The sequence below is a fragment of the Nocardia canadensis genome (assembly GCF_032656385.1).
In the GTDB taxonomy this organism is placed as follows: domain Bacteria; phylum Actinomycetota; class Actinomycetes; order Mycobacteriales; family Mycobacteriaceae; genus Nocardia; species Nocardia canadensis.
In genome coordinates this window covers 13,627-28,616 of sequence record NZ_JAVCWB010000005.1, presented here as the reverse complement: position 1 = coordinate 28,616, position 14,990 = coordinate 13,627, and the positions used below count along the sequence as shown (strand labels likewise).

The window sequence follows — 14,990 nt, the reverse complement described above, 5'->3', positions numbered from 1 at the left end:
CGCCGCGCGGCGTGCACCGGTCGGTGACGGGGCCCGGCGTTCGCCGCGCACCGATGCGCACGCCTGCGGGTGGTCGTTCACCGCGCACCGATCGACACCGCGACGGCATCGACCGCGACGGTGGACAGTCCGAGCGCCCCGTCCGCGCCGAGGCGAACCGCGGTGCTGTGCCGCTGATCCTCGACCGGACCCGGATACTCCGAGCGGGTGTGGCAGCCCCGGCTCTCGGCCCGGTCGGCGGCCGCGATCAGCAGCGCACGGGCGGTCAGCGTCAGCGCGGCGTCCTCGATGCGGCGCAACGTGCGCGCGGCGTCGAAAACTCCCTCGCCGGAGCCGGTCCCATCCAGCGGCTGGACCGCCCGCGGCGCGGCGGCATCGAGCGGGGACACCACCGACCGGGCGGCGTCGATCCGCGCGAGCGCGATGCCGAGCCCGGCACCGTCCCGCACGACGGACGCGTGCTCGGTCATCGCCTGCTGCACGACCGCCCGCTCCGCGAAGTCCACCGTCCACGCCGGGATCTCCTCGACATCGGTGCGCGCACCGCGCCGTTCGACCGCCGCCGCACCGGCGCGCTCGCCCACGACCAGCCCTTCGAGCAGGCTGTTGGAGGCCAGCCGATTCGCCCCGTGCAGCCCGGTCCTGGCGACCTCGCCCGCGGCGTAGAGTCCGGGCACCTCGGTGCGCCCCTCGGTATCGGTCAGCACCCCGCCGCACTGGTAGTGCGCGCCGGGCGCGACCGGGATCAGTTGCGCCGCGGGATCGATCCCGGCGGCCAGGCAGGACGCGGTGATCGTCGGGAACCGCGCGGCGAAGCCGGCGATGTGGCGCGCGTCGAGGAACACGTGATCGGTACCCGTCGCCCGCATCCGCTCCGCGATGGCCCGCGACACCACATCGCGTGGGGCCAGATCACCGCGCGGATGTACCCCCGCCGTCACCGATTCGCCCTCCGCGTCGACGAGAATCGCGCCTTCCCCGCGCACGGCCTCGCTGATCAACGGCCGACGGCCCACCCCGCCCGGGGTGTAGAGCACCGTCGGATGGAACTGCACGAACTCGAGATCGGCCACCGCGGCCCCGGCCCACAGAGCCAGCGCCACACCGTCGCCGGTCGCGCCGGGCGGGTTGGTGCTCGAGGCGTAGAGCTGGCCGAGCCCGCCGGTCGCCAGCAGCACCGCGGGAGTACGGACGACACCGAAACCGTTGTCCGACATCGCGACAACGCCGCGCACACCCTCGGGACCGGTCAGCACCCGCAGCGCGGCGGCGCCGAAGAGCACCGGCAGTCCGGCCGCGTTGAGCGCGCGCTGTACCTCGGCGCCGGTGGCGTCACCACCGGCGTGGATGATCCTTCGGGTGCTGTGCCCGCCCTCGCGGGTGCGCGAGATCTGGCCGTCGCGGCCGAGATCGAACACCGCGCCGAGGTCGGTCAGCGCGGCCACGGCCGCCTGACCGCCCGCGACGATCGAGCGCACGGCCTCGACCTCGCACAGCCCGGCACCGGCCTCGACCGTGTCGCGCACGTGCGAGTCGACCGAATCGCCCTGCGGCGCGACGACCGCGATGCCGCCCTGCGCGTACTGCGTCGAGGTGTCGGTGGGACCGCCCTTGCTGAGGATGAGCACCCGCAGCCCGCGCAGCGATGCCGTGCGGGCCGCGGTGAGTCCCGCGACGCCACCACCGATGACCACCAGGTCGACCTCGGCCTCCCAGGAGACCGGAACCGTCGCCGTCATGGTCGTTACCGGTTCGACCGCGCGGCGAACGGCGCGGTCACTCCCCACCGCCGGGGTTGCCGATCGCGATCATCCGCTGCACCGAGGCGCGACCGGCCTCGGCCATCGCCAGGTCGACGTGCACCTCGTCGGCGCCCTCGACCAGGCAGCGCAGCAGCGCGGCCGGGGTGATCATCTTCATGTACTTGCAGGAAGCGCGATCGTTGACGGCCTGGAAGTCGATCCCGGGCGCCGCCTTGCGCAACTGGTGCAGCATGCCGACCTCGGTCGCCACCAGCACCTGGTTCGACGTCGAGGCCTTGGCCGCGTCGATCATGCCGCCGGTGGACAGGATGTGCACCCGCTCGGCCGGGAACGCGCCCTCGCCCGCCAGGTACAGCGCCGAGGTGGCGCAGCCGCACTCCGGGTGCACGAACAGCTCGGCGTCGGGGTGGGTGCGCGCCTGCTCGGTGAGCTCGTCACCGTTGATGCCGGCGTGCACGTGGCACTCGCCCGCCCAGATGTGCATGTTGGCGCGGCCGGTCTCGCGCTTGACGTGTGCGCCCAGGAACTGGTCGGGCAGGAACAGCACCTCGACATCGGGGTCGATCGAGGCGACCACGTCGACGGCGTTGGACGAGGTGCAGCAGATGTCGGTGAGCGCCTTCACCTCGGCGGTGGTGTTGACGTAGGACACCACCTTCGCGTCCGGGTGCTCGGCCTTCCAGGCCCGCAGCTCCTCGGCGGAGATGGAGTCGGCCAGCGAGCAGCCCGCGCGCTGGTCCGGGATCAGGACCGTCTTGGCGGGGCTGAGGATCTTCGCGGTCTCGGCCATGAAATGCACGCCGCAGAAAACGATGGTGTCCTCTTCGGCCTCGGCCGCGATCCGCGACAGGGCCAGCGAGTCGCCGACGTGGTCGGCCACGTCCTGGATCTCGGGCAGCTGGTAGTTGTGCGCGAGGATCGTGGCGTTGCGCTCACGCGCCAGCCGCCGCACCTCCCGCGCCCACTCCGGCGTCGCTTCGACACCCGTGTACCCCGTGGGTCCGTCGAAGACCGAACCCATCAGCGTCGGCTGTGCGGTCGTCGTCGCCATGGTGGCTCCCTTCCTCGTGCGAACGGCGCCATCGCCTCGATTCGCACCTAACCAGGTTTTCGACTTAGAATCGAAAACGTGCCCCATAGTAACACCATCCACGAATCGCTCACCGCGGTGTTCCAGGTTCGCCGCTTCCCCGCCGACGTTTCCGCAGGTAGGAGTGCCGGTGGTCGATCGAGGCACCCGGAATTGGCGGTTCTGCTGTGGGAGCGAGCGCTCGACCCACAGAAGGGCACCTGGTCGCTGCCCGGCGGCCGACTGCGCGACGACGAGGACCTCGACGCCTCGGCCCGGCGCCAGCTGGCCGAGAAGGTCGACGTACGCGAGCTGGCCCATCTGGAGCAGCTCTCGGTGTTCAGCGCGCCCGATCGCGTCCCGGCCCCGCGCCGCATCGCCTCGGCCTACCTCGGCCTGGTGCCGCTGACCACCGAGCCCGCCCTCCCGGCCGACACCACCTGGCACCCGGTCTCGGCGCTGCCGGATATGTCGTTCGACCACCGCACCGTCGTCGACCACGCGCGCACCCGCCTGGCCGCCAAGCTCTCCTACACCAATATCGCCTACGCGCTCGCCCCCGACACCTTCACCATGTCGACCCTGCGCGAAATCTATTGCGCGGCACTGGGTTACGATGTCGACACGACCAACCTCCAGCGCGTCCTCTCCCGCCGCAGAGTGATCACCCCCACCGGCGACACCGCGCCCTCCGGCCGCGCGGGCGGTCGCCCCGCCGCGCTCTACCGCTTCACCGACTCCGGCCTGCGCGTCACCGACGAATTCGCCGCCCTGCGTCCCCCGAGCTGAGCGCTCACCCCGCCGAACCTGTCGGTGGCCGCTGTCACACTACCGAGCATGGGCGAAGACACCGCGAAGCCACAGATCACCTCCTACGACGATCCGGACGCGCCGTGGAACCGGGAATTCGACCCGGATGAGATGGCCGGCTGGAACGACGACGTCATCCGCGAGTTCCGGGAGAACGACGGGCGGGTCGGCGGCGACTACCAGGGCGCGACCCTGCTGCTGTTGACGACGACCGGCGCCAAGAGCGGCAAGCCGCACGTCGTCCCGCTCGGAGCCCTCTACCGGGGAGACGTGCTGTACGTCAGTTCGTTCATCGAAGACCGCTACCCGGCGTGGTATCACAACGCCAAAGCCGATGCGCGGGTAACGATCGAGCTCGGCGGCGAACGATTCGCGGCGACGGCCGACGTGCTCACCGGCGAGCGCTACGACGAGTTCGCGGCCTGGGCCCTGGCCGAGAATCCACTGCTGGCCGAGTACCAGGCCAAGGTCGACAAGCCGTTGCCACTGGTGATCCTGCGCCGCGCGCAGTGATACCCGTCGGCTGACGCCCGAGCGCGGCCGCGCTCGGGCACGACTTCGCCCGTCGCGCGACGGCTCAGCCGCGCGGCAGGATGCCGAACAACAGGGCGTCGATGCCCGCTGCGAACAGCGCGTCGTTGTCGACCGGCGCGCTCGCCCCGGCGGGTGCGCCACCGAACAGCGCCGTCAGATGGGGGTAGTCGCGCGCCGGGTCACCGGTCGAGGCCGTCAGCGCGCCGGCCGGATCGCCGGTCGACAGGCCCGCGCGCTCCCGCGCGGCGAAGTTCGCGCCCCAGCCCGACAGCATCGCGACACCCATCATGACCGCGCCCGCGTCGAGTCCGGCCTGGGCCAGCGTGCCCGCCATGCGGTCCAGATAGCGCACCGAATTCGGGCCCATGCTCGACGGATTCGCCTCCACCAGCCACGGATGCCGTCGGTGCAGGGCGCGCGACTGCTCGGCCAGCGCGAGGACGTCGGCGCGCACATCGCCGGTCGGGTCCGGGTACCGATACTCCCCCGCCACCCGGTCGACCATCAACGCGATCAGGTCGTCCTTGCCGTCGACGTACCGGTACAGCGAGGCGGCCGCCGTACCGAGTTCGTCGGCCACGCCGCGCATCGAGACCGCGCGCAGACCACCCGCGTCGGCCCGCCGCACGCAGGCGTCGGCGAGCTGATCGAGGGTGTACGCCGGGCGCGGTCCCGGCCGGGGCGCCGCGCCGCGCGACCACAACGAGGTTCCGGTGTGCGTCATACCTGCCAGCATGCCGCAGATCGCCAGTTGCGAACAGCGTTAGCAGATGCGTATCCTGCAATTGCGAACACTGTTCCCAATGAAGGGAGATTGCCGTGCATGCCATCGAAGCCACTGCACTGACCAGGACCTATGGCGACAACACCGCGGTGGACGGGGTGGACCTGCGGGTGCGGGCCGGCCAGGTGCACGCCCTGCTCGGCCCGAACGGCTCGGGCAAGACCACCACCGTGCGCATGCTGGCGACGCTACTGCGCCCCACCTCGGGCCGGGCCGCGATCGGCGGGTTCGACACCGTGCGCCAGGCCGACGACGCCAGGCGGCAACTGGGTCTGGTCGGCCAGTTCCACGCCGTCGACCCGCGGCTGACCGGGCGGCAGAATCTGGTGATGCTGGCCCGGCTCAACGGCTTTCGCGCGGCGGCTGCCCGCAGGCACGCGAAGGAGCTGCTGGACCGCTTCGACCTTGCCGTGGCGGCCGACCGGGTGGTCCGCACCTACTCCGGCGGGATGCGACGCAGGCTCGACATCGTCGCGGGCATGATCGTGCGTCCCGCCGCGCTGTTCCTGGACGAGCCGACCACCGCGCTGGACCCGCACAGCCGCAACGAGATCTACCGGTATGTGCGCGATTTCGTCGCCGAGGGCACCACCGTCCTGCTGACCACCCAGTATCTCGACGAGGCACAACGCCTGGCCGACGCGATCACCATCCTGAAGGCGGGCCGGGTCGTCGCGGCGGGCACGCCGGCGGAGATCCTCACCGCCGTACCCGCCGGAGTGGACCTGATCGTCGACGATCCGGACCGCTACGACGAGGTCGCCGCGGTGCTGTCGAGATTCGGCGGCACACCCTCGGATCCGCCACCTACGCAACGACATTCGCCGCTGGAGGTCTCGTTCACCTTCCCCGGCGAGGCCCCCGGCCTGCTCCCGGTTCTGCGCGCGCTCGACGCCGCCGACATCGCCGTGCGCGATATCGGCGCCCGCGCGACGACGCTCGACGACGCGTTCCTCGCGCTCACCGGCCGCGATCGGGTCGCGACCGCCGGCTCGGCGCAGGTGCGGGCATGAGCGCCACCGAGACTCGTTCGGTCTCCGCGGTCACCGCAGCGGCGGTGCTGTTCGAACGCGTCCTGACGAACTACCGCAACTCCCCCGGCCTGTTCGCGATCACCCTGGCCGCCCCGCTGGGCATGATGGTGCTGTTCGGCTTCGTCTTCGGCGGAGCGCTGTCCGGTGGCGGTGACGCCACCGCCTACCGCGCCTACCTGGTGCCGGGCGTGCTGGTCCTGGTGGCGGCGATGGGGCTGACCTCGACGGCGTCCACCGCGAACGCCGATCTGCACAGCGGGTTCACCGATCGGCTGCGCGCGCTGCCGGTGTCCTCGGCGGCCGCGCCGGCCGGCTTCGCGCTGGCCGAAACGGTGGTCGGGGTGCTGGCGCTGACGCTGATGTCCGGTGCGGGCGCGCTGCTCGGCTGGCGGGTGGCGGCCACGCCCGGCGAGATCGCGGTGGCGATCGCGCTGCTGCTCGCGTTCCGCTGCGCGCTGTCGTGGCTGGGGATCGCGCTCGGCTCGGCGGTCCGCGACGAACAGATGCTCCAGCAGACGGCACCGCTGATCTTCGGCACGATCATGTTCTCGAACGTGTTCGTGCCGACCTCGACCATGCCGTCGGTGATCGCCACGATCGCGGAGTGGAATCCGGTGAGCGCCATCGTGGCCGCGCTGCGGGACCTGCTCGGCGCCGACCTGCCCGTCGCCGCCGGAAGCGCCTGGCCGATGCAGCACCCGGTCGCCGCGGCGGCCCTGTGGATCGCGGTCTTGTTCGCCCTCGCGGTGCCGATCGCGATCCGCCGGTACTCGGCCGACAGCTGAGCACCGCGCCCCGCGGGCCGGGGCACGAACCCCGGACCGCGGGTCCGGTCCGGGTCAGACTTCGGCCGCGCGCAGCGAATACAGCAGCGGCACGCGCGGCGTTCCCACCGGAAACCGGAACCCGCGACGCTCCGGTTCGAGGACGGCGAAACGCCGGGAGACGGTGACCTCGTGCTCGCGCAGCAACTCCACGCGCAGTCCGGCCGCGGCCACGGCCGAGACGACCTCGCCGAGCCCGTGCCGCCAGCCGACGGTGACATCGGCGGTGGTCACCGCGTCCGGCGCGGCATAGTTGCCAGGGACGAGTTCCACGACCGGCTCCGGGTCGCAGTAGTCGTCGATCACGGTGCGGCCGTCGTCGGGGCTGAGCAGGTCCCCGAACGGGTGGGATTCCGCCACCACGAATTCGGCGTCGGCGACGCCGATTCGCCCGGCCAGCGCCCGTGCGGGCCTCGCCCACTTCGCCGATCTCGAAGTCGCGCAGGTGTTCCCGGCCCGCGACGAAGCCCTCGACGTCGTAGAGGTCCGAGCGGGTGTGGAGCGGGGCGCGCTCGTCCCAGTGCGCCCGGTTGAGCCGGACCCAGTCGTCGGCCGCGCCCGTTCAGCTGTCATACCGGCGATCTCGGTGCTTCGCGGAGCGCCGGTAGGTGCGGCCGCTGGGCACGGCGGTGGCGGCCGACGAGCTGCGCAGCGCGTGCCGACGTCGCCAGGCGGCCAGATCGGGCCGCTCGGCGGGTTGTTCGGTGCTGGTGTTCTCGGTGGCGCGCACGGCCAGGTCCTCCCCCGGAGCAGATATCGACCGGTCGACGGTAGGTGAGGCGGCACCGTGGACGCCACCGGTTTTCCGCACGGTCACAGTGCGCCCGTGCGGACCGCGACGACGAGGTGCGCCAGCGTGAGCAGCAGGTCGGTGTCCGTGAGCACGGCGGGTCCGCCGTCGACCGGCCGTCCGCGCGCCATCTGCCGCAGGATCGTGCTCGCGGAGGTGCCGAGCGAGCCGTCCGGTTCCGGGAACACCGCGGTGGGCAGGTGGTCGGTCGAGGCGATCAAGGTCACCCGTTCCGCGCCACCCGCGCCCTGCCAGTCCCAGCTCAACCAGGTCCAGCGCAGGGCCGGGCGATCGTCGACGACGGTGCGCATGCGTCCGACGATGCCGTTGCCGAGATCGAAGTAGGACGCCGGACCGAACCGGGGCTCGGCCAGCCGATAGAGCGCGAATTCCGGGTATCTGCCGATGCTCTCGCCGCTCGCGGCGCTGATCACGTCGACCGCCACCCGGCGCTTGTCTCCGGCGGAGTCCCAGCCGAGATCGACCTCGTCGGCCTCGAGCAATTGCCGGGTGCCGGAGCTTGCCGGACCGAAATAGTCCGGTATCCACGGGTATTCGTGATGATCGACCACGCTCCAGCCGGGCGCGGTGACCCGCTCGCCCGCGACGACACCCGCGACCGTGGTGAACTCGGCGGTCTTGTCACCGGGTAGCGGGATCCACGCCAGAGCCACGGCGACGGCCACCACCACACCGGCGCCGCACATCCCGAGTCGCACCGGCTGCCGGTGACCGTGCCGCCCGAGCCGACGCTCGCCACGGAGGTGGCGTCCGAGATCGACACCCGGTACCGACCGCGCACGACAGCACCGCGCATCGCCTTCCAGGCCGTCGACGGACCGTGCGACGCGCGCTCCACCGCCACGGACGACCGCCGACGCCGATCGACCTGGCCACGCACCCGCCCCCGAGATGGCCGTGGCGAACGAGCTCGACCGCCCCAACGACGACCCGCGGGCCGCGAGCACAACCGTCACGCCCACGACGAGCGGCACGACCTGGTAGCTGAACAGTGGAAGCCACCGATCGACCGCGACCACCGCCGCCACGCCGATCAGCACGGTGGCGGCCACCGCGACGACATCGCGGACCACGATCCCTACCGCGCATGAGGCGAGCATCACCAGCACCCCGCCCACGGCGATTCGGTCTCCACCGAGCAGCGCCGACCCGGTCCCGTACACCGGTGGCAGCAACGCCAGCGACATCGCCCACACCGGCCAGAACCGGACGACGAGCCGCACCCCGAGCACCACCACGATCGCGCTGATCCCGAACACCCAGGCTGCCAGCAGATCCAGGCGCAGCGGACCGTACTGCTCGCCCAGCCGCACCGTGAACAGACCCAGCAGGCCCGCGGCGGTGATCAGACCCGCCGACCCGAGCACCAGGTCGGCGACCCGATCCCGGGGCGCCTGCGGCGCGGGCCGCAGCGCGAGACCGAGCGCGGCCAGGCCGATCACACCGAGCAGCGCAGCGCTGAACCCCACGTAACCGCTGTCGACGGGCACACCGAGCTCGCGCCAGCTCCGCCGGAAGGCAAGCGCGGTCGCGAAGACGACCACCGCCCACCCCGCCAGCCGACCGACGACGACGGACGCCGAGCCCACCCCCGCGCGCCGCCTACCCGCCGTCCCGATCGCCGGACCGGCGGTCGTGCTGGCTGGCGCTGACATGGCGGCTCCGGTCTGTCGAGGCTGCGGAATCCCGATCGGCTCAGTAGCGCTCGGGTTCCCAGGTGGACACCGCCCAGACGACGGCCAGATCGAGCAGGATCACCACCACCGACCACCACGGGTAGTACGGCAGCGACGCGAAATTCGCGATGATCGACACCCCGGCCAGGACGGCCGCCACCACCAGCGCCCACCGCGCGCCCAGGATCATGCCGAGGGCGATCGCGACCCCGCACACCCCGACCAGCAGATGCAGCCACCCCCAGGTGCTGAGGTCCAGTTCGAACGTGTACGGCCTTGTGGTGTCGAAGATCTCGCCGCCGGCCAGACACGCGATGCCGCGCAGGATCTCCAGGATGCTCGCGACGAGCAGCAGCGCGACGGCCAGCATGGTGATCCCGGCGGCGACGCCCTGTGACACCGGACGCGGCGGAGCCGCCACCATCGTCGTCGTCACGGCCGCTTCGCTTCCGGCTCCTGTTCCTGTTCCGACTCGGCTTCTTCCGGGACCGGTTTCGGCAACGGCGCGCCGATCAGGACATCGGCCCACCGGGTCGACGGATCGATATCGAGCAGCAGCGCCTTGACCAGCAGCGTCAGTGGAATGGCGAGCAGCGCGCCGAGCGCGCCGATCACCCACGCCCAGAACACCAGCGACAGGAAGGTGATGGTCACGCCCAAACCGACGGCGTCGCCGACGAACTTGGGCTGGATGATCGACTGGATGACGAAGTTGATCACCGAATAGACCACGATCACCCAGATCATCAGCACCGGCCCGCTGTCGAGCAGCGCCAGCAGCGCGGGCGGGATGACACCGATGACGAAGCCGATGTTCGGGATGTAGTTGGTGATGAACGACAGCAGCGCCCACAGGATCGGCAGCGGCACGCCCATCAACCACAGTGCGCCACCATCGATCACCGCCACGATCGCGCCGAACACGGTGGATACGACGAGATACTTGCGGGTGCCCTCGGCGAAGGACAGCAGGGCGCTCGCGATCGCGGGCCGCTGCTCGCGCACCACGAGCATCCGCTTGTCCATGGTCATCCCGTCGACGGCCATGAACAGCAGCAGGGCCAGGACGAAGAACAGATTCGAGAACACGCCGAGCACACCGCCGAGCAGCGACTCGACCAGCTCGGCGACCTTGCCGACATCGATGCCGTCGAGCACCTTGTGGATCTGGTCGGAGCTGATGCCCAGATCCGTGAGCAGCCCGCGGACGTTGTCGAGCAGCGAGTTCAGCTTGTCGCCGTATTCCGGGAGCAGCGAGGCCAGCTGCCAGGCCGAGACCGCCAGCGCCAGACCGATCCCGAGCAGAATTCCCACCACCGCGACCAGGGCGAGAACCATCCCCACCCAGGTGGACCAGCCACGGCGCTGCGCCCACCCCTGCAACGGCTGCACCGCGATGGTGAGCATGAGTGCCAGGAAGACCGGGCCGACGATGCCGGAGAAGACTTTCAGGCCCCCGACCACGACCACGCCCGCGGCCAGCGACAACAGCACGATCAGCCCGCGGGGAATCATCCAGGACGGCGGCGCCGCGGCGCTCGTACTCGGCTCGGACATCGACACTCCCTCGGTCTGGTGAACACAGCCGGAGAAGACTTCGCGCGGTGTCGCCCAGTCCTCCAGGGACCGACGCTAGGGAGGTCGCGGGCCGCGCACATCGCCCGTTCTGGGTGAAGTTCGGTCAGGCCGTCTTCATCTGCGGGGTCGGTGGCGGCGCGGATGTCCGCCTGCCGAGTCGGCCGACCGCCCAGAAGGCCAGCTCGACCACCCAGAACAGCCACAGCGCCAGCGTCACCACGAGTACCGGCACCGTCAGGAACACCACCGACGGCAGCGCGACCACCAGCCAGCGCGCGAGGTCACCGGGTGTCGCGCCGCGCAGGCGGCTGCCCAGACGCACTGCGGCCCACATCATCCAGCGCCGCGGCGTCGAGACCGCGAACTCGTGCAGGCAGCGCCGGAAGATGCCGTCGGCGTCGGCGCGGCTGACCGTCTCGGTGCGGCACAGATAGTCGTGCAGGATCGCGGCCCGGGTGTAGGCGCCGTAGCGCGGGATCAGCCAGACCAGCGACCGTGGGACGGAGGCGAAATCGGTGCGGAATCCGGCCGGGACCGTGAAGGTCTGCGTCGCACCCTGATATGTGAGCGGTTCGATGAGCCGCCAGAATTTCGCGTCCAGCTCTTCGACGACCGGGCCGCCTCCGATGAATCCCACGACCCACTCCTCCCGAGCCGTCCACCTGCCGATATCGGCGATGGTAGCGCCGCGCGGGGTCGGGGGAAGCGCTCAGACGCGCGGTTGCGGACTCGAATCGAAATCGCCGCTGGGGCGATATTCCTCGGCCTGGCCTGCCACCGGATAGTCGTCGAATTCGGCCGGTCGCAGGTCACCGAGCAGGCCCGCCGAGCCCGAACCGAGATCGGTGCGCGGGTGCAGCGCGGCGAGGAACAGCAGCACGAGCGCGGCCAGGAAGGGCTGCACCAGCAGCGCGAGGTCGGTGCCGACTTCCGCGGGCAACGCGACGATCTGCCCGACCGCGGGATCGTGCGGACGCGGATGCCTGCCTTCGGCGACCGCCTCGCCGAGCCACATCATCACCGCCGCACCGAGTCCCGAGGCGAGCAGAATCCCGACGACCAGCGCGGGACCGCGCACGCTGCGCACCCGCCACGCGGCGATCGTGGTCAGCATCGCGACCACCGCGCCCAGGCACAGGAACATCCCGACCGCGTCGAACAGGTGCAGGCTCTCGCCGGTGAGCACGGCGGCGCGGCCGGGCTGGGTCACCCGCAGCCGTTCGGTCGGCGCGAGCAGACCCCACGCCACCCCGGCCGCCGCGCTCGCCACGAGCACGACGACCGCGACGACACCGACGCCGATCACCTCACGGCGCAGGACCTCCGGACGCGGCGCGGCGCCGACCTCGGCGACCACTACCGGCGTTCCAGCTGCGCCGATTCGATGACCCCGTGCCGGGAGCACTTGGCCCACCAGCCGTCCGGGCTCACCTGCACGATCATCCGCCGACCGCACTGCTCGCAGAACCGCGGCGGCTCGAGCCCGAGCGCGGCGGCCGCGGGCATCGCGTCGTCGAGCCCCGGCACGATCCGCTTGCCGGTGAACGGGTTGTAGCGCTCGTCCATGTCTGTCACCCTACTGCGCCTGCGTCTCAGAGGGTTTCGTTGAGCGCCTTGATCGGCATCTTGAGCTCACCCAGCAGATCGAGATCCGACTCGGCGGGACGGCCGAGGGTGGTGAGGTAGTTGCCGACGATGACGGCGTTGATGCCGCCGAGCATGCCCTGCTTGGCGCCCAGGTCACCGAGGGTGATCTCGCGGCCACCGGCGAAACGCAGGATCGTGCGCGGCAGCGCCAGGCGGAACGCGGCGATGGCGCGCAGCGCGTCGGCCGCGGGCAGCACCTCCAGGTCACCGAAGGGGGTGCCGGGGCGCGGGTTGAGGAAGTTCAGCGGCACCTCGTCGGGCTCGAGCGAGGCCAGCTGCGCGGCGAACTCGGCGCGCTGCTCGATGGTCTCGCCCATGCCGAGGATGCCACCGCAGCAGACCTCCATGCCTGCCTCGCGCACCATGCGCAGGGTGTCCCAGCGCTCCTCGTAGGTGTGCGTGGTGACCACCTTCGGGAAGTGCGACTTGGCGGTCTCGAGGTTGTGGTTGTAGCGGTGCACGCCCATCGCGGCGAGCTGGTCGACCTGCTCCTGGTTCAGCATGCCCAGCGAGCAGGCGACCTGGATGTCGACCTCGTTGCGGATGGCTTCGACGCCCGCGGCGACCTGGGCCATCAGGCGCTCGTCCGGGCCGCGGACGGCGGCGACGATGCAGAACTCGGTAGCGCCGGTCTTGGCGGTCTGCTTGGCCGCCTCGACCAGGCTGGGGATGTCGAGCCAGGCCGCGCGCACCGGCGACTGGAACAGGCCCGACTGCGAGCAGAAATGGCAGTCCTCCGGGCAGCCGCCGGTCTTGAGGCTGATGATGCCCTCGACCTCGACCTCGGGCCCGCACCACTTCATCCGCACCTCGTGGGCGAGCTCGAGCAGCGCTTCCAGGCGGTCGTCGCCCAGGCGCAGCACCTCGACGGTCTGCGCCTCGGTGAGGCCTTCGCCGCGCTCGAGCACCTGCTCACGGGCGATGGCCAGAATGTCGGTCTGGACGGGTGCCTGTGTCACGACGTGATGTCCCTTCGACGGGGTGCGTGCACGAGCGCGGGTGTGATCCACCCGGCGTGGCCGTGCAACTTGAACGGTGTTCAGGCTAGGGTAGCGGGTGCGAGTGAGACACGACACTCGGGTCGGTGAATCTCTGGGGAAGGACACGCGTGCAACTGCGGAAGACGGATGTGGTCGATGCCGCCGTCGCGATTCTGGACCAGTACGGTCTCGGCGACCTGACGATGCGCCGGCTGGCCGGATCGCTGCAGGTCCAGCCCGGCGCGCTGTACTGGCACGTGAAGGACAAGCAGTCGCTGCTCGGCGCGGTCGCCGACCGGATCCTGGCGCCGATGGACGAGCCGATCACCGCCGTCGAATGGCCCGAGCAACTCACCGAACTCGCCCACCGTCTGCGCGACTGTCTGCTCGCCTACCGCGACGGCGCCGAACTGGTCTCGGCCACCTACGCCTCGCGCCTGACCACCAGCAAGGCCCGCGAACGTCTGGCCGGCATCGTCATCCGGGGCGGAATGACCAGGGAGGAAGCCGAACTCACGGCCTACACCCTGCTCTACTACGTGCTCGGCCAGACCGTGGACGAGCAGTCGCGGATGCAGATGGATTCCGTCGGCGCGCTCGCCGACGACGCCTCACCGCTGCACGACACCCCCGACCCGACCGCGCGCTTCGACTTCGGCCTGCAGTTGTTCATCGCGGGCGTGCGCACCATCCTGGGCACGCGCGTCCGCTAGGGACCGTCTCGGCGCGGTTCGTACCGTTGCGCGTAGCGGGTCGGCGGTTCGCCGAAGATCCGGCGGAAGTCCCTACTGAGGTGCGCCTGGTCGGCGTAGCCCAGGTCCGCGGCGGTCGCGGCCCAGTCGATCACGACCCCGCCGGCGAGGCGCTCGGTGATCTCGTGCAAGCGATAGCGGCGCACCACCCATTTCGGGCCGAGTCCGACGTACTCGGCGAACAGCCGCTGGAGCCCGCGCACGCTCAGCCCGAACCGGTCCGCGATCGCCTCCACCCTGGTCACCTCGATGTCCCCGGCGATCGCATCGACCACCCGCGCGGCGAGCTCGGCCTGCGGATCGGGGGCGGGCCGGCGCTCGACGAGAAAGCGTTCCACCGAGTCGACATCGGCCGCGACCGGCAACTCACGGCCGAAAACCGTTGCGGCATCGACTGTCCGATCTCGTAGCTCGGCCACCGGGCCGCCGAGGAACGGGCGGAACATGCCGGGCCGGAACGCGACACCGAATACCGAACCGGCCCCCGACAACTCGCGGTACACGTGCGACGACGACGGCCCGTGCACCTCGGCCCGCCCGTCCCGCAAGCTCAGGTGGACGTTCGGCAGCGGCACCACCAACTGCCGATACGGCCGCTCGTACTCCCAGGTCACCGACCAATACCGGGCGACATAGCGCGCGGGCTCCCCCGACGGGTCGGCGAACGTGTGCTGTTGCGCCGCACGCCAGGCGCCCCCGAGTTCCCGCGGATCGCGCTCCACGCGGCG

At 71.1% G+C, this 14,990-nt stretch carries 18 protein-coding genes; 5 read left to right on the top strand and 13 right to left on the bottom strand.

Annotated elements, in window-relative coordinates; genetic code table 11:
- Positions 1-77 precede the first annotated feature (77 nt).
- A complete protein-coding gene (locus Q7X29_RS11560; protein ID WP_218717291.1) occupies positions 78-1,739 on the bottom strand; it encodes an L-aspartate oxidase in 1,662 nt (553 codons plus the stop codon).
- 37 nt (positions 1,740-1,776) lie between these two features.
- Entirely contained in the window at positions 1,777-2,814 is a 1,038-nt protein-coding gene (gene nadA, locus Q7X29_RS11555) for a quinolinate synthase NadA (RefSeq protein ID WP_218717292.1), read from the bottom strand.
- A gap of 78 nt (positions 2,815-2,892) precedes the next feature.
- Here nadA and Q7X29_RS11550 point away from each other — a divergent pair, with 78 nt between their 5' ends.
- A complete protein-coding gene (locus Q7X29_RS11550) occupies positions 2,893-3,621 on the top strand; it encodes an NrtR DNA-binding winged helix domain-containing protein (protein WP_218717293.1) in 729 nt (242 codons plus the stop codon).
- Positions 3,622-3,669: 48 nt separating this feature from the next.
- Entirely contained in the window at positions 3,670-4,155 is a 486-nt protein-coding gene (locus Q7X29_RS11545; RefSeq protein ID WP_218717294.1) for a nitroreductase/quinone reductase family protein, read from the top strand.
- Positions 4,156-4,219: 64 nt separating this feature from the next.
- On the opposite strand, the gene Q7X29_RS11540 is transcribed toward Q7X29_RS11545, so the two are convergent.
- Positions 4,220-4,900, bottom strand: a complete 681-nt coding sequence (locus tag Q7X29_RS11540) for a TetR/AcrR family transcriptional regulator (protein WP_316574050.1) — start codon at positions 4,898-4,900, stop codon at positions 4,220-4,222.
- Positions 4,901-4,995: 95 nt separating this feature from the next.
- On the opposite strand from Q7X29_RS11540, the gene Q7X29_RS11535 reads away from it, so the two are divergent.
- Positions 4,996-5,973 carry an ATP-binding cassette domain-containing protein gene (locus Q7X29_RS11535; protein WP_316574049.1) on the top strand — a complete coding sequence of 326 codons (978 nt, stop codon included), beginning with the start codon at positions 4,996-4,998 and terminating at the stop codon, positions 5,971-5,973.
- Complete coding sequence (locus Q7X29_RS11530; protein WP_218717296.1) at positions 5,970-6,779, top strand: ABC transporter permease; 810 nt, start codon at positions 5,970-5,972, stop codon at positions 6,777-6,779. Before Q7X29_RS11535 ends, Q7X29_RS11530 begins: the two co-directional genes overlap by 4 nt.
- A 54-nt stretch (positions 6,780-6,833) precedes the next feature.
- On the opposite strand, the gene Q7X29_RS11525 is transcribed toward Q7X29_RS11530, so the two are convergent.
- From Q7X29_RS11525 to bioB, 9 genes are all read right to left on the bottom strand, one after another.
- The gene (locus Q7X29_RS11525; RefSeq protein ID WP_316574048.1) at positions 6,834-7,178 is read right to left on the bottom strand and encodes a hypothetical protein; all 345 of its coding nucleotides are present in this window, start codon (positions 7,176-7,178) and stop codon (positions 6,834-6,836) included.
- A gap of 202 nt (positions 7,179-7,380) precedes the next feature.
- On the bottom strand, positions 7,381-7,635 hold the full coding sequence (locus Q7X29_RS11520; protein ID WP_218717317.1) for a hypothetical protein: 255 nt from the start codon (positions 7,633-7,635) through the stop codon (positions 7,381-7,383).
- Positions 7,632-9,284 carry a hypothetical protein gene (locus tag Q7X29_RS11515; RefSeq protein ID WP_316574047.1) on the bottom strand — a complete coding sequence of 551 codons (1,653 nt, stop codon included), beginning with the start codon at positions 9,282-9,284 and terminating at the stop codon, positions 7,632-7,634. The genes Q7X29_RS11520 and Q7X29_RS11515 overlap by 4 nt, the downstream gene beginning before the upstream one ends.
- 40 nt (positions 9,285-9,324) lie before the next feature.
- Complete coding sequence (locus Q7X29_RS11510; RefSeq protein WP_316574046.1) at positions 9,325-9,741, bottom strand: DUF7144 family membrane protein; 417 nt, start codon at positions 9,739-9,741, stop codon at positions 9,325-9,327.
- Complete coding sequence (locus Q7X29_RS11505; protein ID WP_316574045.1) at positions 9,738-10,862, bottom strand: AI-2E family transporter; 1,125 nt, start codon at positions 10,860-10,862, stop codon at positions 9,738-9,740. Before Q7X29_RS11505 ends, Q7X29_RS11510 begins: the two co-directional genes overlap by 4 nt.
- 124 nt (positions 10,863-10,986) lie before the next feature.
- Positions 10,987-11,520, bottom strand: coding sequence for a DUF1353 domain-containing protein (locus Q7X29_RS11500; RefSeq protein ID WP_316574044.1), 534 nt, complete (start codon positions 11,518-11,520; stop codon positions 10,987-10,989).
- 72 nt (positions 11,521-11,592) lie between these two features.
- On the bottom strand, positions 11,593-12,240 hold the full coding sequence (locus Q7X29_RS11495; RefSeq protein WP_316574043.1) for a DUF2567 domain-containing protein: 648 nt from the start codon (positions 12,238-12,240) through the stop codon (positions 11,593-11,595).
- A complete protein-coding gene (gene bsaP, locus Q7X29_RS11490; protein ID WP_189033945.1) occupies positions 12,240-12,449 on the bottom strand; it encodes a biotin synthase auxiliary protein BsaP in 210 nt (69 codons plus the stop codon). The genes Q7X29_RS11495 and bsaP overlap by 1 nt, the downstream gene beginning before the upstream one ends.
- 26 nt (positions 12,450-12,475) lie before the next feature.
- On the bottom strand, positions 12,476-13,489 hold the full coding sequence (gene bioB / locus Q7X29_RS11485; RefSeq protein WP_019046302.1) for a biotin synthase BioB: 1,014 nt from the start codon (positions 13,487-13,489) through the stop codon (positions 12,476-12,478).
- Positions 13,490-13,638: 149 nt separating this feature from the next.
- On the opposite strand from bioB, the gene Q7X29_RS11480 reads away from it, so the two are divergent.
- Positions 13,639-14,223, top strand: coding sequence for a TetR/AcrR family transcriptional regulator C-terminal domain-containing protein (locus Q7X29_RS11480; protein ID WP_218717303.1), 585 nt, complete (start codon positions 13,639-13,641; stop codon positions 14,221-14,223).
- On the opposite strand, the gene Q7X29_RS11475 is transcribed toward Q7X29_RS11480, so the two are convergent.
- The gene (locus Q7X29_RS11475) at positions 14,220-14,984 is read right to left on the bottom strand and encodes an AraC family transcriptional regulator (RefSeq protein WP_316574042.1); all 765 of its coding nucleotides are present in this window, start codon (positions 14,982-14,984) and stop codon (positions 14,220-14,222) included. The two genes, Q7X29_RS11480 and Q7X29_RS11475, sit on opposite strands and share 4 nt — an antisense overlap.
- Between the last annotated feature and the right edge of the window lie 6 nt (positions 14,985-14,990).